Below are 17,099 nucleotides of genomic sequence, written 5' to 3'. Positions count from 1 at the left end.
ATCCAGCTTTTCGCTCAGGGGCGCCACGAGCTTTCAGTATCCGCGAGGCGCGAGGTGCGGGAGTGGCGTTGGTCAGGGTAGGCAAACTGAAGAAGATTGACGGAGCCCGTGGGCGACGGCATGATGGCCGACTGCGTGGCCTACGCCGAACCTCCTGCGACCGCCCCCAGCGCGGTCTCCCGTCGGAGGCAAAGGGACCAGTGTCTCAGGTCGTATTCGCAGCCCGATCGCCTCGGGCGAGGTTGCTGGGGAGCCGTCGCTCAAGGCGTGGAAGGCCGCGATGACAGCCCGTAGGAACTTCAAGCGCCAGGTGCGTGCCCGCGCCGCCAAGACCGGCGAGTCCTACACGTCCGCCCTCCGGCACTTCCGCCCGACTCCATCAGGAGACGTCATGCCGGAAGCAAGGAACCCCCACAGCGTGCGGCTCGCCGTGGCGCAGACACCCATGCGTAATGACCCACGAGATGCCGGCGCACTGCGCGCAAGCGGCCGTCAGGTCCGTGCACTGATGCGGGAGGCCGGCGCGCAGGGCGTGCGGGTCGTGCACTTCCCGGAAGGCGCGCTCTGCTTTCCCGACAAGCTCCTCATGTCCGTCGACGGCCCGGACGCGGTCGGCCCGGCGGACTGGAACCGGTGCCAGTGGCCGGTGCTGCAAGGGGAGTTGGCCGCGATCGCCGAGTTGGCACATGAGCTGCGCCTGTGGACTGTGATTGCCTCGGTGCACCGTCTGACCGAGCCGAACCGCCCCCACAACAGCCTCTACGTCATCTCCGACCGCGGCGAGGTCGTCACACGGTACGACGAGCGCCTGCTGTCGAAGACGAAGGTCTCGTACATGTACTCGCCGGGCTTCTCACCGGTGACCTTCGACGTCGACGGCACGCGCTTCGGCTGCCTGCTCGGCATCGAGATCCACTACCCGGAGCTGTTCGCCGAGTACGAGAAGCTGGACGTCGACTGCGTCCTGTACTCCACGACCGGCGTCTTCCCGGGCGCCGCCGCCGTCCAGGCCCAGGGCCACGCCGCGGTCAACAGCTACTGGGTCAGCTTCTCGGTGCCGACACAGCACAGCGCCACCGCGCCGTCCGGAGTCATCGCCCCCAACGGCGACTGGCTCGAGCGGTGCCCCGCGGACGGTTCGCCGTCCGTGGCGGTCGTGGACCTCGACGACGGTTCCGAGGCCGCCGCCGCATCCGTGACCTACGCCCGCCCCTGGCGTCGTGAGTCCCGCGCCGGCGTCTACGCCGGGCACCAGGTGACCGACCCGCGCAGCGAAGACCGTACCGCGGCCTTCTGACGTGGAATCCGAGGGGTTCGCGCGTACGGGACGGCACCCGCGCGAACCCCTCGGACCCGGCGCCGCCCTGGCCGGCCGACCCGACGAAGCCCCCGGGCTCCGGATGCCCCACAAGTGAGGCGGACTGGTCCGCCGTACGTCGAACCGATACGGGTGCGATTGGCGTCACCTACTGGTGGCACAGCGATCAGGTTTTGTTCTGGAAAGGGACGTGTGTGATGGATCCTCAGCCCCCTTCGGATTCGGTGACTTCCTCGCTCAGCGGCTTCACTTGGTCGAGTGAGGAGTCGGTGGCCTTCGAGGCCGCGATTGAGGCGATCAACGGCGCGGTGGGCGCGTACAGCGCGCGGATCGCGGCCGAGGAGGCGAAGCCGGCGCCGGATCAGCAGGCCATCGCGGCCTGGCAGGAGCGGCAGTTCGAGTGCGCCCGGGCCCGCGAGGGCCTCGATCCCACGGACCACGCGCAGATCGCGGAAGCCCGTCGGCATTTTGCCGATCTGGCCCGCGCGGTGCGGGAGGGTCAGGCGTGAGCGGCCCGGACGTCGAGCGCCATCTGCTGCCCGAGGCCGAGAACCGCCGGATATTTCTCGACCGGATCGTCCCCCAGCAGTTCGCGGGCCGGGTGCCGCAGGAGACGCCGACCGTGGTGTTCCTGGTCGGCCAGCCAGGTGCGGGCAAGACGCGGGTGGGGCACATGCTGGCCGAGGTGCTGAACAAGCGCGGCGGGTTCATCGACGTCGACAGTGACCTCTACAAGCCCTTCCATCCCGAGTACGACCGGCTGATGCAGCAGGACGACAAGCTGATGGCCGCCTACACCCGCGCCGACGGCCGCAAGTGGATGGCCCAAGCCCACGAATACGTACGCGACACAAAACTCAACGCCGTCATCCAGGAGACCTCGCAGGACGGTGAGGCGGTCGCCGCGACCATGCGCGCCTACCGTGACAGCGGCTTCCGTGTCGAGGTCGTCGCCATGGGCGTCTCCGAAGCCCTGAGCAATCAGGGCATCGTTCACCGCTACCACGAGCAGGTGAAGGAGCGTGGCAGCGGCCGTCTGACGGTGCAGGCCAACGCCGATCAGTCCTACGAGGGGATCGTGGACCTGGCCCGTCGGGTCGACGCACACCGCCTGGCCGACGAAGTCACCGTTTTCCGGCGCGGCGAGGGCGAGCCACGGTATGCCAACCGGCTCGGGGCCGACGGCCAGTGGGAGCAGACACCGGCCCTCGCGCCGGCCATCGAGGCGGAGCGTGGCCGCAGGTGGAGCGCGGGGGAGAGCGGAGACTTCCTGCAGGTGCAGGGCAAGCTGCACACCGAGATGAGCCCCGACTGGGCGGCGCCGCTCGCGCGCATCGACCGCCTCGCCCAGCCCCACCTGGCGCCCCTGACGAAGCTCAGCGACCAGGACCTCCAGCAGCAGGTGCAGCGTGCCGGCGAGGCGCTGCAGCGGGGTTCGGCCGCCGCCGCCCCGCGCAGCGTCGACGGGCTGTCCTCGCGCTCGGCCGAGCGCGGCGCCAAGGGGCCGGAGACCGGGCAGGGAGACCCGGCGCCACAACAGGGCGGGCCGTCCTCCATCAGCCGGGCGGCCGGGGCCCGTTCGCAGTCGGGGCACCCCGGTCCCCAGGCCGCGGAAATCAGGACCGAGCTCCAGCGCCGCAGTGAACTGTCGCCGGCACAGCGCGGGTTCGAGAACGTCGGCCGTCAGCACGCGGCGGCCGCCACGCCGGCGCAGTCGCCACGGCCGGGACCCCCCGCGGCGGCGCCGCACATTCCCCCGCCTCGCCCGCAGAGGCCCTCCCCGGGGCGTTGACCGCGAGCTCGGCTCAGGGGGACTCGTCGACGCGGTTCCGAGCGGGGCATCAGCTGTCGAACTGTCGAACTGTCGGGCCGCGGACCATGGTGACGGGTCAGAGCCGGCTGCCTAGGGCGTCGCCGAGGAGATCGACGCCCTAGGCTTCGACCCGGCACTGGCACCGACCTCAGGAGCGCACGCTGTGTTCGACCCCGCACCGGAGCACCCGTACCCCGACGGTCACCGACCGGACGAGGCACCCGCACCGCATGCCCTGCTGGAGCCGGTGCTCGGCCTTCTGGGTTCCTGGCGCGGCCGGGGGCAGGGCGAGTACCCGACGCTCTCCGCGGACTTCGTGTACGCGCAGGAAGTGACGTTCAGCCACGATGGCCGTCCCTTCCTGCGCTACGAGGCCCGGGCCTGGCTGCTCGACGCCGATGACGCGCCGCTGCGCCCGTCGGCCCGCGAGAGCGGTTGGTGGCGGCTTCAGCCCGACGGCCGGGTGGAGGCCCTGATCACCCAGCCCACGGGCGTCGCGGAGATCATGGTCGGACGCGCGTCCGGCCACACGGTCGACCTCGCCACCCACGAGGTGGCGCTCGCCCCCACCGCGAAAAAGGTCGACGCCACCCGCCGCCGCTACACGCTGGCCGGCGACACGCTCACCTTCGAGCACGATCTCGAGGCGGTCGGTGAGCCGATGCAGCACCATCTGTCGGCACGACTGCGCCGCACGGACTGAGGGCTCTCACCGCAGGCAGGCGCCGGAGCTGGGTGGCCCTCGCGATCCCGGTCCGTCGTGCCGGGCCGGCGGATGTTCACCAGCACGCCGAAGCCGGCCGGGCGGCATGCCCGGCCGGCGTATCCCCGCGGGCGCGCACTCAGCAGTTGCGGATGGAATACACGGGCGACCAGTTGTACGACGAGCTGCTTCCGCCGACAGGAACCGACTTGAGCTCGTTGCCGGTCTTGCCGTAGAAGTGCGCGGTGGCACCGCCGGTCTGGGCGTTGCGGTAGCCGCCGGCGCCCGACCAGTTGGAGAGCGTGTACGTGTCGCAGTAGTAGAAGGAGTAGACGACGTAGTCGCCCTTCGTCGGGTCATAGACGGAAGTGCACAGGTTTCCGCCGGCGCAGCTGAAGCCGCCAGGTGTCGACACGTGCTGGATGTCGGCCGGCTTCGGCCAGGCCGTCGGAGGCTCTGCGGCGGCGGACTTGGCCGGCAGGGCCGATGGCACAGTCGCCGGCATGGTGAGGACCTGGCCGGCCGCGCGCTCGTGCGGGGGAGCGGCGGTCTGTGCCGTCGCGTTGGTGGCGAACATGGCCGACGAGAGACAGGCCAGGGCACCGATGATGCCAAGGGTGGAGCGTTTGTCGCGCATTCTGTGGAACCCCCTGTAAGGATGGCGACGTATGGGGCCGGCGGGTCGAGCGCGGCCCCGTTCTCGTGTCCCACGCTGGTGGCAGTCCCCGTACCTCCGCCACATCCTGAAGCTGTGGCTTAAACGTCGAGCGGCGCGTTCAGCGGGCGGCCGAGGAGGGCGAGCCCGGCCGGGGTGATGGTGTGCAGCACGTGTCTGCTGTGGCGCACGCTCAGCAGCAGACCGGCCCGGCGCAGCACGGCGGTGTGCTGGCTCACGGCCGCCCCGGAGATGCCGAACCGGCGCGCGAGCTCACCGGTCGTACGGCCCGTCAGGACGTCCTCCAGGATGGCCGCCCGGGTACGCCCGAGCAGGTCCCCCAGCCCCGAGCCCCGTTCCGTGGCGCTTCGCGGTCTGGCCCAGCCGAGGGTGTGCTGGATCGGATAGACCAGGACCGGGGTCAGATCGGGGGACGGGGAGGCGAGCATGACGGGGCTTCGGGAGGCGAAGAAGGAGGGCTGCAGCAGTAACCCCCGTCCACCGAGCCGCAGTTCGCGTTCGACCGGGTAGTGGGCCTCCAGTACGGGCGGCTCCCAGCGCAGCACCGGCCGGAAGCCGGCGAGGAGTCCATCGGTGCCGCCTTCAAGGGCGGCTCGGGCCCGCGCGGCACGGTCGGCGTCCACTTGTGCCCGGATGTGCGGGGCGAACGGGGCGAGCGCGCGCCGGTGGTAGGAGTACAGGGAGGCGCCCAGCCGGCGCAGGGTCTCCGGCTGCCCCTCGGCCAGGGCGCGGAGGTCGGCCGGCAGTGGCCGCCGCGAGCGCGCTGCGCGGCGACCATGCCAGGACCGCAAACGGCTCCTGTACGGCCATCAGCCACGTGTTCCCGTACCGCCTGCGCGGCGAAGCCCAACTCCTGATCTGGCGCGCGTGCATGTGGGTCAGGCGCCCTCTCCGAGGGGGAGGGGAGCGCCGCGAAGGGGAGGAATCAGTTCTGGTTCACCGGCCAGACGGCCGCCGGGTCGCAGTGGGACGGGCACGCGAGCAGGTAGTTCTCGTTGCCGAGAAACAGTCCGTCGGACTCCCTGCCGAAGTTGTCCGGCTGCCCCGGCCGGTTGGAGCGGACGGCGACCTCCATGCCCTCCGGTACCTGGCACACGTACACCAGGTCCGTGCCGCACGAGCAGGTGTAGTACTCGGCTTCCTGGGCCCAGGACGGCGCACCGCCCACTTTGAAGGTCGCGGCTCCGAGCCCCAGTTCGTCGGGGGCGTCCACGAAGGGCCGCAGTGTGAGAGGCAGCGCACGCAGGGACGGTTCGGCTTCCACGGCCGGCCGTGTCGCGTCGGGCAGGAGCAGCACACGCCAGAACGGACTGGGGTAGTGCGGCTGCGGCGCGTCCCAGTACCGGGGAACGAGCCGGCCGTCGGCCAACTCGGGGCTGGTCGCGTCGTTGTGCGTACGGCAGTGAAAGACCAGCAGATGGTCTCCCCCGAAGAACTCCACGTCTCCGGGGATGTCGAGCTGGAAGAACAGAGCCATCCGGCTGCCGCAGAAACACTCGGGCCATTTCTGGGAGTCGTCGAGGAAGGGCCAGCCGCCCATCGAGTTCCGGGCCGGGCGGTCGAGCGGCTCGGCCCCGACCTCGATCTCGTAGGCAGCCGGCGCCCCCTGCACCGCCGTCACGTCGCTCTCGCTCATCCGGTCACCCTAAGGGCTTTCCCTGGCGGCTCGTCGCGGGCGAGTTGACGCCGATCGCCGACGGCACTCGCCCTGGCACCCGGACTCGGCCGGCACGCTCAGGCCGTATTTCCTGCTCAGCCACTGGGTGCTGCGAGGGGTGCAGGGGCAGCACCCCGAGCCAGACATGCCCGACAGCCGACCGCCCGGCGGCCGGCACATCACGTGTGCGGCCGCCGGGCGGGGCGTCGTCGTCCCTCGCGTCAGGTGCGGTACGCGTAGTAGGCCGAGTTCGGGTAAGAGGCGATGATGCTCGCCACCGACCTGCGGTAGGTGTTGGTGGAGTGGTACGTCAGGTACGGCACGCCCTGCGAGCTGCGGTACGAGACGATCATGGTGTGGTCCTTGGACCCGTCCTTGTCGAAGTCCATCTGGAGCACGTCACCGACGTCCATCTGGTAGACGTTGGCGAGGCTGGTGACGCGCTTGGAGGACAGCGCGAACCAGGAGAACTCGTTGACGCCGACCCAGGAGTCCGACTGACTCGTGGAGTTGGTGAACCACTTGTGGAAGTCGGAGGACGATCCCGCGACGTCCTTCCACCCGCCGGCCTTGAGGGACTGGCTGACGAAGTTGGTGCAGTCACCGCCGCCCGAATTGTAATTGGGGTAGGCCGTGTTGTAGCGGCTCCAGTACTTCTCCGCGTAGGCCGCCATCGCCTTGTAGTCGTACGTCGTGGACGACAGGTTCTTCGGCTTCGACGGCGCGGGCAGGGAGGTGGCCGACCGAGCGGCTTCAGGAGTGTCGTCGTCGGCGACGGTCGCCGCGGCGAGCGGCGCGGCGGGCTGGTTCACCGCGAGGTAGCCCTCGTCGGTGTCGCGGATACCGGTCAGCTGCCAGTCGCCCTGCCGGTCGGCGGTGAAGGTGAGTTCGTGGTGCGCCTGGAAGCCGGTCGTCTTCGGCTCGTCGCCCTGAACCTTCTCGTACGACAGCGTGGTGGTCTCGGTGACCTGGACCGTCGCGTGGCGGCCCTGCACCCGCGTCTTGTCCATCGACACGCTGGTCTTGGCCGCGCTGTAGCGCTCGCCCAGATCAGCGAGGCGGGTCTTGCGGCTCCGCAGCGACGCCAGCGCGGAGTCCTCCTTGTCCTCGAGCGACGAGGACAGCTGTACGTCGCCGGAGAAGCGGGACGTCAGCGGCGTGCGCCCCGCATTCTGCTTGCGGTCCACGAGGGCGTCCGTACGGTCCGTGAAGACCGCGTCCGCCAGCCGCTGGAAGGTGGCCTTCGTGGCCGCGTCCACGGTGGTATCGCCGGCGTCGACGCTCGAGGCGCCGGCGCTCCAGTTGGGCAGCATGGCTGCACCGGCGACGACCGAGCCGGCCGCCGCCATGAGTATGGTCGCGCGACGCCGCTTGCGGCTCAATTTCCTTGACTTCACTGAGCTTCCCCTCTAACCCGGACGCCTGCCGGGGGCAGGGCATCTTCGCACGCCCTCTGGTGCACTTGGGAAGCCCTGATGCACAAGCGATATCTGGGACACCGCACGAGGCTGCCCCGGCCCCTCGTCCTCAGCCGGAGACTCGGCCGCCCCGAGCGCGGCAGGCCGGCGCGGGAGACAGGGTCGAAAGCGGCGTCGACGGTGAAAGCGGTCACGTACACACCACTGACAAGGAGTTGTCACAAGAGAGCCGGAATGCGTGGCCGCTCACCCCTGGTTGGCGTTGGCATGGTTCTAGGAGTAGCGCTCAACGCGACCGACGCAGACAACCAGATCGACGCCTCCGTGCGGCTGGCACAGGAAGCCGCGGTTGCCGGGCTGCGGTCGGCCTGGTTCGGGCAGACCTTCGGTGCGGACTCACCCCAGCTCGCGGCGATCGTGGGGCGAGAGGTGCCGGCCCTGCACGTGGGCACATCGGCGATTCCCGTCTTCGGCCGTCACCCGGTCACGGTCTCCAGCCAGGCCCTGACGGCCCAAGCCGCCACGCACGGCCGCTACCACCTCGGACTGGCGCTCGGCACCAAACTGCTGACCGAGACGGGCTTCGGCCTCCCCTTCGAACGCCCCATTGCCCGCCTGCGTGAATTCCTCACCGCTGTACGGCAGTTGACCGAGACCGGTACCGCCGACTTCCACGGCGAGCTGCTCACCGCGACGACACCGATCCCCGCGGTTGTGCCGGGCGCCGAGAACGGCGTGCCGCTGCTCGTCGCCGCGATGGGCCCCCAGGCACTGCGTGTCAGTGGCGAGCTGGCGGACGGGATCCTGCCCTATCTGGCAGGGCCGCGCGCCCTGGCGGAGCACATCGTCCCGGCCGTCACCGCGGCGGCGGAGGCCGCCGGCCGGCCCGCGCCGCGGATCGTCGCGCTGGTGCACGGAGTGGTCACGGACGACGCCGAGTCCGTACGGGAGAAGGCCACCGAACAGCTCGCGTTTTACGAGCAGATCCCGTCCTACGCGCGGGCCATCGAACTCTCCGGCGCGCGGCGGGCCGGCGAGGTCGCCGTGATCGGGGACGAGCCGACGGTCGCCGCCGAGGTGCGGCGCTACCGGGACGCCGGGGCGACGGAGGTGGTGTTCTCGGGAACGGAAATCGCCGGAGACGCCGACCGGCGCCGTACCTGGGCACTCCTCGGGGAACTGGCCGGCTGAGTCGGAGTGGCTTCCTGGGGGAGAACGGGGTCTGGCAAGGGCACCCGTGACCCGCTCGGCATCAGCCGGTACCCGCCCCGGCCGCGTGGCGTCATGGGCGACGTCGAGAGTCCGGCGTACGTACCCGGGCACGGGCTTGCGCGTCTGAAGCCCTTCGGCCACGTCCGTTGGCTGCCCACAGGACAACAAGGTCTTTGAACGCCGAGAGCCCGTCCACCAGGGGACGGGCTCTCGGTATTCACGGGGCCAGGTCAGCCGGCACACCGCCGGCGGAGCTCACGAGGTCCGCCGGCGGAGACGGTGCACTCAGCCCTGCGCCAGCTCGGCCACCGGCTGCCACTTCTCCCACGTCGCCAGACGCTGCTCGTAGTCGGCCTTGGCGATATCCAGCGGCGCCGTGCCGAAGAAGCAGCGCAGCGGCGGCTCATCGGCATCCACGATCTCCATCACGGCTGCGGCGGACGCGGTCGGGTCACCCGGGGTGCCGACGCGCTTGCGGCGCTGCTCCTGTACCTGCTCGTGGTACTCGGCATACGCCGGCAACTGCTCGGACCTGCTCGACGAAGAGCCCGCCCAGTCGGTGGCGAAGCCGCCGGGCTCGATCAGCGTGACCTTGATACCGAACGGCGCGACCTCCTGGGACAGCGCCTGGCTGATCCCTTCGAGCGCCCACTTCGACGCGTGATAGATACCGACCAGCGGGAACGCGCTGATCCCGCCGATCGAGGAGACCTGCAGAATGTGACCGCTGCCCTGCTCGCGCAGGAACGGCAACGCGGCCTGGGTGACCCACAGGGCCCCGAACAGGTTGGTCTCCAGCTGTGCGCGGGCCTCCGCCTCGGTAAGCTCCTCGACCATCCCGAAGTGGCCGTAGCCGGCGTTGTTGACCACCACGTCGAGGCGCCCGAACCGCTCGTGCGCCTGCCGAACTGCGGCGAAATCGGCCTCGCGGTCCGTCACGTCGAGTTGCAGGGGCAGGAGCCGCTCGCCGTAGGTCGCGGCGAGATCCGACAACGTGGACAGATCGCGCGCCGTCGCCGCCACCGAGTCTCCGCGCTCCAGCGCCGCGACCGCCCACTCCCGCCCGAAGCCCCGCGAGGCACCGGTGATGAACCAGATCTTCCCTGTCATGGCGTGCTCCTCATGAAATTCAGGCTGCGACGTGGTCTCGCCGCGTGTCAGGGCCTCGCCCCGGCGACGGGAGGCTTCTGTGCCGTCGAGCGGAGGCCGGGCGGCCTCATCGCGCGCACGAGCGACCGGCGCACTCGATGAGCTCGAACGCGAGCAGGTCGACCATCGTGCTCCTCCTTCGACCAGGGCCTGCCACCAGCCAACACCCTGGAGTGCACTCGAAGGCAACTCCAGCGCACCAGGGCGCCCGCCCTCGACCCCCATCCACGGCAGGCACCAGCACGACGCGCCTGGGCCTCCGCGCCGCTGCGTCAGCATGGAGGGCTGCTTGCCGCCGTCGCACTTGCAGGAGCAGAATTGCAGAGGCCAACTGGTGCGCTCCGGAGCCGGCCGGCGGCCCACGGCAGGTGGCAGGCGCCGGCACACTCTCCCCCCGCTCGCGCCGGACTCGGTGGCGAGAGTTCGTCGACGTTGTCGTGGATGGCGCCGATCAGGGTACTCGGACCCGCATGGCGACGAAGAGTGATCACCCCACGTCCTTGCGGGCCGTACGACAGCTGAGGCGGATCCGTTCCTTCTACGCGGGAGGCGCTGTGCTGTGGGCCGTGTCGGCCGGCTGGGTGGGATGGGAGCACCCCGGGAGCCGTCAGATGTGGGCGTGCGTGCTCTTCCTGGCGGTCTTTACGGGACTGTTGTCCATGGCATCTGTCTGGCTGCGGCGTCTTGAGGCGGCCGGCGCAGGCAAGGTCGCGCACCATGCCGCATCGCGGGGGCCCGCAGCTCCCCGTCACGCGAACGCCTGAACTGCCTGCCTTGGGCCCGGCCGGTGGGAGGCGGTCTTCGCGCCCGGAAAATCGGGTGGATCGGGGGAGGCATGGCATCGACCGGCGGGGGCAGACGGACAGCAACTCAGGCAGATCACCGAAGGGTTGTCACCGTGTTGATGCCGGATCCGCGCCGTGTGAGAACGCTCCTCGCCCGGTACGCAAGCGCACGCATCGCTCTTGAGGAGAAGAGCACGCCGGCATGGCAACAGGAACTGGAAGACGTGACCTACACGCTGTGTGTGCTGACCGGGGCCCGTTCGATCGCCGACGCGATCGCTGCCGCGGATGAGATTCTGGAGCGGCACGCGCAGGGGCAGCGTGAGGTGACCACCGCGACAGCGGGCGAGGACACGGCGCTGGCTGCCTAAGTGCCGGCTGCTCTCCGGCAGCGACGAGTTCGTGGATCTTGGTCGATCCCCGCCGGACAGCTCGTAGGCTTGCGATCATGTTCATCATTGATCTCACCTACACGGCCTCTGTCGAGCAGGTCGACGCCATCCTGGACGCTCACGTCGAGTGGCTGGACAGGCAGTACGAGGCCGGAGTCTTCCTCGCCTCAGGGCGCAAGGTACCGCGCGACGGCGGAGTCATCGTCGCCGTCGGTGAGGACCGCGCTGCCGTCGAGGCCCTCGTGGCGACCGACCCGTTCGCCGTCGCGAAGGTGGCCGACTACCGGATCACCGAGTTCCTCGCCACCAGGACCGCCCCGCCGCTGGCCTCGTACCAGCAGCATCTGTAGCAGCCAACTGATGTGCGGGTGGCGGCTGTTCGGTAGGGCGCGGTGGCCGGTCGGGACTGGTTCGCCGGTGGCGATATCCGGCTCACGGAATGCGGTGAGGGACCTACCGTGGCCGTATGCACTCACCGATCACGGGTACGGCCGCAGGTGTGCCGTTCACCGCGCTGCCGCCGGCCGACGACGGCGCCGCACAGCTGATCGTCACCTGGCACATGCTGGACGCGCCGCGGTCGGACGCCGCGTTCGCCGCTGCGTTGCCGATGCATGACCTGCCCGCCTGGCGGGTGCACCTCGGCATGCCGATGTGCGGGGCGCGGATGGTCGACGGCAGCATGGATGCCGGCCTGGAACTGATGCGCAAGGACCCCTTGATGTCCTATCTGCACGCGTTCGTCCGGCAGGCGTTCGAGGAGTTCCCGGCCGCGCTGGAGTCGGTCCGCGCGCAACTGCCGGTCGATGACGGCCCGATCGGCGTGCTGGGCGGGTCGCTGGGCGGGGCCGTCGCGCTGCGGGTCCTCGCCGACACCGAGATTCCGGTCTTCGCCGGCGCCGTGGTGAACGCCGCCGTCCGGATGCGGTCCGTCGTCGACCTCTTCCCGGGCGACTACCCGTACGACGCCGAGTCCGAGAAGGCGGTCGACGGCCTGGACTTCGTCGCCAAGGCGGACCGCATCGCCGCTCACGCGCCACTGCTCGTCGTCAGTGGCGAGTTGGACCACCCGGGGCTGCGGACCGACGCGTCGGACCTCGTCGACGCAGTGGGGGAGCGGGCCGAACTGCTGTCGATCCCCGGTCTGGCGCACCCGCTCGCCGAAGAGCCGGGCATCGAGCCCGCGCCGCAGCTGCCACCGGCCCGCGAGGTGGACGCCGGCCTCACCAGCTGGTTCCGACGCCACCTCGCAGATGCGGGCCCGGTTCCGTCTTCGGCATGATCTCGGCTGGTGGACGATGGACATCGCCATGAAGAGCCACCAGGCCGCACGCTCGCAGCGACGGCAGTCACGTTCTTTGCTCCCCGCGAGTGAAGGGCCCGCTCCCCATCAGGAGAGCGGGCCCTTCACCTGTGCTTCGTCGACGCGGGGTGCCTTACGGCTGTGGCCCCTGCCGACCGCTCATGACGCTCTGGTTGATCACGAACTGTGAGCCGGGCTCGATGAGGATGTTGCCCTCGGCCGAGTTGGTGATGGTGACGTTGCTCAGGGTGGCGTTGCCGCGGGCGCCGCTCATGGCGAGGATGCCGGAGCCGTTGTTGGACTTGTCGATGGTGACGTCGGTGATCTGGACGTTCGGTAGGGAGCCGCCACCGGTCTTGAACTGGATGCCGTCGTACGTGGAGTCACGGATGTCGGTGGCGCGGATGACGACGCCGGGGATGTTCTGCCCCTGGGCGAACAGTGTGATCGCGCCGAACTCCTGGTCCTCGTTCCAGAACGCACCGCCGGTGCGGTACAGCCCGTTGTTCGAGATGAGTGTCTGCCCGGAGAAGGGCAGCGGGTCGTGGTCGGTGGCGAGCATGATGCCGGGGTAATTCATGGTGTCGTAGATCAGGTTGTTCTCGATGGTGTTGTCGTAGCCGCCGTAGACCGCGATGCCGTTGGCCCGCCAGGGCAGTTGGACCGTGTTGTTGCGGAAGTGGTTGTCGTGGCCGATGTCGACCGACTGGTCCTTGACGTACTTGTTCGCCCATACGGCGAGGGCGTCGTCGCCGGTGGTGCGGAACGACGAGTTCTCCACCGTCGAATTGCGGGTTCCATTGGTGAAGTTGATGCCGTCGGCGTAGGTGTCGCGGACGCGCATGCCGCTGAAGGCGAGGCGGTCACCGGGACCCCACAGTTCGGGGATGTTGCTGTAGTCGCGGCCCACCCACACGCCGACGTTGGCGTGCTCGATCCACACGTTGCTGATCTTCGTGTCCTGGCCGAACCGGCCGTTGAGACCGACCCCGCCCTCGGCGTTGCCGTCGCCGCCCCGGATGGTGCCCGAGCCGAAGATGGCGATGTCCGAGATCTTGGTGTTGCCGTCGATGTCGAACCCGAAGTTGCCCTCGTGCGGATGGTTGATGCCGCCCGCCTCCTGGGGCGGGGTGAGCGTGTAGAGCTGCGAATGCCACATGCCGGCGCCGCGAATGGTGACGTCGTGAATGCCGACCTGGTTGTACTGGCCGCGGTTGAGCGGGTCGTCGGTGAGGATCTTCTGCTCCTGGCGCCACTGCCCGGACGGGATCCACACGCAGTCGATCTGACCGTTCTGGTCGGCGGTCACGGCCCGCTGGATGGCGTCCGTGTCGTCGAGGCCGTCGTTGGGCACGGCCCCGTACTGCGTGATGGAGACGCAGCCGGCCGGCTGGGACGCGGGCGGCGCGACCTGCTCCAGGTCGACCAGGTCGACGATGTAGAACGACGCGGTGTCGCCGGCGTCGCGCTGCAGCCGGAAGGTGGTGCCCGCCGGATAGGTCTGCGTGAGCAGCGCGTGCGCCTCGTCGAACAGCCGGCGTGCGTCGGTCCCCGGCTTGTTGGTGAGCCCCTCGGGGTCGTCGGTGGTGCCGTACAGCCAGCTGTACTTGGAGGTCAGGTTGAGCTTCTGTACGAAGGTGCCGTTCGCGTACAGACTCAGTGTGGCGTCGGCGCCCCCGCCGCTCGCCGCGTCCGGGATCGAGTTGCGTACGACGATCGAGTTGGTGGAGTTGGTGGAGGTGAACTGGACGTACTGTCCAGTGGAGTTGAGGCGCACCGACTTGCGCCCGGAGGACTCGGTGGCGAAGTTGGTGTGACCGAAGGTCCGCTTCTGATCGGTCGTCAGAAGTGTTCCCTGGTACGTCCCGTCCTCCGCCTCGTACTCGGTGTACGGCACCGCGGCGCCGCGGCCGACCACGATCGAGCGGGAGAGGACGTTGTTGGTCTCGTTCGTCTCGGTGACGGTGTTCGTGGCGTCCGCGGTCGCGGTGAGCACGCTCGCACCGCTCGTGGCGGTCCACGTCCCGCTGATGGCGACGTTGGCGGTCGCCCCGGCGGCGATGCTGCCGGCCGTGCCGTTGAGCGTGGTGCCGCCCACCTGGACGCGCGCCACGGAACCCGCGGGCGCGGCCGAGATGCCGCGGTTGTGCACCGCGACGGTGAAGGACACCGAGGCGCCGGCGGCGGGGCTGGCCGGGTTGGTCGTGATGCCGCTGACCTCCAGGTCAGGGCCGGGGCTCTGAGTGACCGTCAACTTGTCCGCTGCGGTACGGCTGTTGTTGCTGTTGTCCAGCTCGGGCACGGTGTCCGTCGGATCCACCACGGCGGAGACGGTGTAGCTGCCGGTGGCCCGCTTGCCGACGCCCACGGAGACCGTCGCGGAGGCGCCCGCTGCGAGCGCGCCGACCGGGGCGCTGCCGGCGACGGTGCCGTCCAGGCTGACGTTCACCGTGGAGGCGGGGGCGGCGGCCGTGCCGGCATTGCGCACGGTCGCCTTCACCGTGACGGTGTCCGACTCGGTGGGTGATGCCGGCGTCCAGGTCAGGTCGTTGACGACGAAGTCGGGGTTCGGAGCCGCGGCGCCGATGACCTGGAACTCCGCGACCTGAGCGCCGTAACCGCTCGAATTGCTCGAGAACTTCAGCTGCACGTCGGCATAGCGACCGGTCACGGCGATGTTGACCGTGTTGGCGTTCGAGGCGGGGTTGAAGGTGTAGTCGGCGCGGGCCTTGATCGAGGTGAATCCACTCGCGCCCTGCTCACGTCCGAAGACCTCGATGCTCTGCGTCCTGGTCGCCCAGCCCGCGTCGGGGTTGAGCTTCAGGGTGATTCCGCTGAGGTCCGCGTTGGCACCCAGTTTGACCGTGAGCGTCGCGGGGTGGCCGTTGGACTCCCAGTAGGTGCCCACCTGCCCGTCGTTGGCGTTGGTCGCCGTGAACGACTGGACCGACGAAGAGGCTTCGATCGGCTTGTTCAGTGCGAGGTTGGTCCCGTTGACGGGCGGCTCCTCGGGTTCGCCGCCACCACCGGTTCCGTAGACCTCGACCTCGGACAACTGGGCCGCGTTCCAGCCGGTGTTGGCGCTCACCTGCACACGGATGTATCGCACGCTGCGGCCGGTGAAGTCCACGGTGACCGTGTTGGCGCCGGCCGGGTCGAAGCGCCGGGCGGCCGAACCGGACAGGGAGGTGAAGCTGGTGCCGTCGGTGCTGCCCTCGACGGAAAGGGTCTCGCTCCTGGCCTCCCAGGCGGTGGGCAGCTTCAGAACGACCTGGTCGGCCTCGACAGTGCCGCCGAGATCGACGCGTATCCACTGCGGGAACGACCCGGCCGAGCCTTCCCAGTAGCTCTGCTGGCTGCCGTCGGTGACGTTCGTGGCGGGATAGCCGCTGTGGGATCCGCCTGCTGTGGCGGTCTTGCCGAGTGCCAGGTTGGGGCCGCGGACGGCAGCTGGAGCCGCGGTGGCGGCGCTGGGTTGGAGACCGACGGTGACCAGGCCGGCTAGGAGCAGGCCGACGAACGTCCGTAGGCCGAATCGCTTCCGTCTCATGGCGTCCTCGTTCCATGGCAGGGGACGACGGGGTGAGCGGTGGTGCGAGAGATGGGCAGGAGCAGGCAGGGGACCGCGAGGCCAGGGATGGAGCGCGAACGTACGCGAGGTCGCTGGGGCGGTCCGCCGTCCGGCTGCTGGAGATTGCCGCTCGGTAGTCGCTAATTTGCGTGATTCGATCAGAAGTTTGCTCTCCACGCACAGGTTTCTGGCTTCCCAGCCGTTTGTCAATGGCATGCACACGACGCGTTACGGGCTCGTGTCGGGCCGCGGGCTGCCGCCTCTTCGGAGGCGTCGGCCTTCGCGCAGGCGGCGTCGGGGAGGGGGCTCCCCTCGGGGTGCGACCGGAAGGGATCCCCGGCGTTGCTGGATCCGGCACGGGCACCCATGGCGGTGACCGGCCCTTCGGTCATCTGCATGTGACGGCTCGTCATGCGCGTGACGGAGTGGGCCCGTTACTAGGGAGGCCCCGCGCACGGTGCTTGACGCTTGACTGGTAAGATCATCGGCAGTAGTGAGGCCTCCCCGACCCGGGCAAGTATCCGGTGGGGAGGCTTTTTCATGCCCGGGAGCGCCGCGTCGACGAACCGATTCCCGTGGTGGCGCCCGCAGTTGATCCCGCTGAACCGCCTGTGCGAAGGAGTCCCGGGCTGCGGGCCGTTCAAGAGGTTCTGGCCAAGCATCCCGGCCGATGGGAAATTCCCTTCCAGGACGGCAACTTGACCGCGGTTCGTTTCTGGCGTCGCGTAGCCACGGAAGTCGCCGGTGACGCATGGACCGAAGAACGCCGGCCGGTGCCGCACCGACCGGAAGCGCCGCCGGATGTGTGGATCTCGTTCAGCGGTCCCGCGAAGGGTTAGCCGCTGTGCTTGTTCAGCAAGTGATCCTCGCGCGCTGATCGAAATGCGGTAGCCGAGGGGCCCGTGCTGCCACCTTTCAGCGCCCTGGCAGCGGGTGCCCTGGCAGCGCGGGAGCCGGCCATGTGCGCGATGCGCATAGCCGAACTCGCCCGTACCACTTGAGCGTTGGGGTGTGCGGCAGGGTGGCCGTTTCCTCAGACGACTTCGTTGAGCTTGCCGGTGGCGACGTCGAAGACGAAGCCGCGGATGCGGTCCTTGTGGAC

At 69.5% G+C, this 17,099-nt stretch carries 14 protein-coding genes; 8 read left to right on the top strand and 6 right to left on the bottom strand.

What is annotated here, in order from left to right:
* Positions 1-280: 280 nt before the first annotated feature.
* The 4 genes from ACFVYF_RS17095 to ACFVYF_RS17080 all read left to right on the top strand — a co-directional run bounded on the left by ACFVYF_RS17095 (position 281) and on the right by ACFVYF_RS17080 (position 3,834).
* Positions 281-1,297: a carbon-nitrogen hydrolase family protein gene (locus ACFVYF_RS17095; protein ID WP_389456018.1), complete on the top strand. Its 1,017-nt coding sequence runs from the start codon at positions 281-283 to the stop codon at positions 1,295-1,297.
* Positions 1,298-1,587: 290 nt separating this feature from the next.
* Complete coding sequence (locus ACFVYF_RS17090) at positions 1,588-1,827, top strand: hypothetical protein (RefSeq protein WP_389456016.1); 240 nt, start codon at positions 1,588-1,590, stop codon at positions 1,825-1,827.
* Positions 1,824-3,110: a zeta toxin family protein gene (locus ACFVYF_RS17085; protein ID WP_389456014.1), complete on the top strand. Its 1,287-nt coding sequence runs from the start codon at positions 1,824-1,826 to the stop codon at positions 3,108-3,110. The genes ACFVYF_RS17090 and ACFVYF_RS17085 overlap by 4 nt, the downstream gene beginning before the upstream one ends.
* A 184-nt stretch (positions 3,111-3,294) precedes the next feature.
* Positions 3,295-3,834, top strand: coding sequence for an FABP family protein (locus ACFVYF_RS17080; RefSeq protein WP_389456012.1), 540 nt, complete (start codon positions 3,295-3,297; stop codon positions 3,832-3,834).
* Between the two features lie 139 nt (positions 3,835-3,973).
* Here the strand turns inward: ACFVYF_RS17080 and ACFVYF_RS17075 are convergent, their stop codons facing one another.
* From ACFVYF_RS17075 to ACFVYF_RS17060, 4 genes are all read right to left on the bottom strand, one after another.
* Entirely contained in the window at positions 3,974-4,471 is a 498-nt protein-coding gene (locus tag ACFVYF_RS17075; RefSeq protein WP_389456010.1) for a hypothetical protein, read from the bottom strand.
* A gap of 119 nt (positions 4,472-4,590) precedes the next feature.
* Positions 4,591-5,301, bottom strand: a complete 711-nt coding sequence (locus ACFVYF_RS17070; protein WP_389456009.1) for an ArsR/SmtB family transcription factor — start codon at positions 5,299-5,301, stop codon at positions 4,591-4,593.
* Between the two features lie 134 nt (positions 5,302-5,435).
* On the bottom strand, positions 5,436-6,146 hold the full coding sequence (locus tag ACFVYF_RS17065; protein ID WP_389456007.1) for a hypothetical protein: 711 nt from the start codon (positions 6,144-6,146) through the stop codon (positions 5,436-5,438).
* 242 nt (positions 6,147-6,388) lie between these two features.
* The gene (locus ACFVYF_RS17060) at positions 6,389-7,516 is read right to left on the bottom strand and encodes an amidase domain-containing protein (RefSeq protein WP_389456251.1); all 1,128 of its coding nucleotides are present in this window, start codon (positions 7,514-7,516) and stop codon (positions 6,389-6,391) included.
* 336 nt (positions 7,517-7,852) lie between these two features.
* Between ACFVYF_RS17060 and ACFVYF_RS17055 the strand changes: the two genes are divergently transcribed.
* Positions 7,853-8,776: an LLM class F420-dependent oxidoreductase gene (locus ACFVYF_RS17055; protein ID WP_389456006.1), complete on the top strand. Its 924-nt coding sequence runs from the start codon at positions 7,853-7,855 to the stop codon at positions 8,774-8,776.
* Positions 8,777-9,082: 306 nt separating this feature from the next.
* On the opposite strand, the gene ACFVYF_RS17050 is transcribed toward ACFVYF_RS17055, so the two are convergent.
* The gene (locus ACFVYF_RS17050) at positions 9,083-9,907 is read right to left on the bottom strand and encodes an SDR family oxidoreductase (protein ID WP_389456004.1); all 825 of its coding nucleotides are present in this window, start codon (positions 9,905-9,907) and stop codon (positions 9,083-9,085) included.
* A gap of 943 nt (positions 9,908-10,850) precedes the next feature.
* Here ACFVYF_RS17050 and ACFVYF_RS17045 point away from each other — a divergent pair.
* The 3 genes from ACFVYF_RS17045 to ACFVYF_RS17035 all read left to right on the top strand — a co-directional run bounded on the left by ACFVYF_RS17045 (position 10,851) and on the right by ACFVYF_RS17035 (position 12,405).
* Positions 10,851-11,102 carry a DUF5133 domain-containing protein gene (locus ACFVYF_RS17045; RefSeq protein WP_389456249.1) on the top strand — a complete coding sequence of 84 codons (252 nt, stop codon included), beginning with the start codon at positions 10,851-10,853 and terminating at the stop codon, positions 11,100-11,102.
* Between the two features lie 77 nt (positions 11,103-11,179).
* Positions 11,180-11,473 (top strand): YciI family protein, encoded by a 294-nt coding sequence (locus tag ACFVYF_RS17040; protein WP_389456002.1) that lies wholly within the window; start codon positions 11,180-11,182, stop codon positions 11,471-11,473.
* A 116-nt stretch (positions 11,474-11,589) separates the two neighbouring features.
* The gene (locus tag ACFVYF_RS17035; protein WP_389456000.1) at positions 11,590-12,405 is read left to right on the top strand and encodes an alpha/beta hydrolase family protein; all 816 of its coding nucleotides are present in this window, start codon (positions 11,590-11,592) and stop codon (positions 12,403-12,405) included.
* Between the two features lie 154 nt (positions 12,406-12,559).
* Here ACFVYF_RS17035 and ACFVYF_RS17030 read toward each other — a convergent pair whose 3' ends face one another.
* Positions 12,560-15,976: a CARDB domain-containing protein gene (locus ACFVYF_RS17030; protein WP_389455998.1), complete on the bottom strand. Its 3,417-nt coding sequence runs from the start codon at positions 15,974-15,976 to the stop codon at positions 12,560-12,562.
* Positions 15,977-17,099 lie beyond the last annotated feature (1,123 nt).

Source organism: Streptomyces sp. NPDC058274, assembly GCF_042881375.1.
In the GTDB taxonomy this organism is placed as follows: Bacteria; Actinomycetota; Actinomycetes; order Streptomycetales; family Streptomycetaceae; genus Streptomyces.
This window is presented reverse-complemented; position numbering and strand designations above follow the sequence as displayed.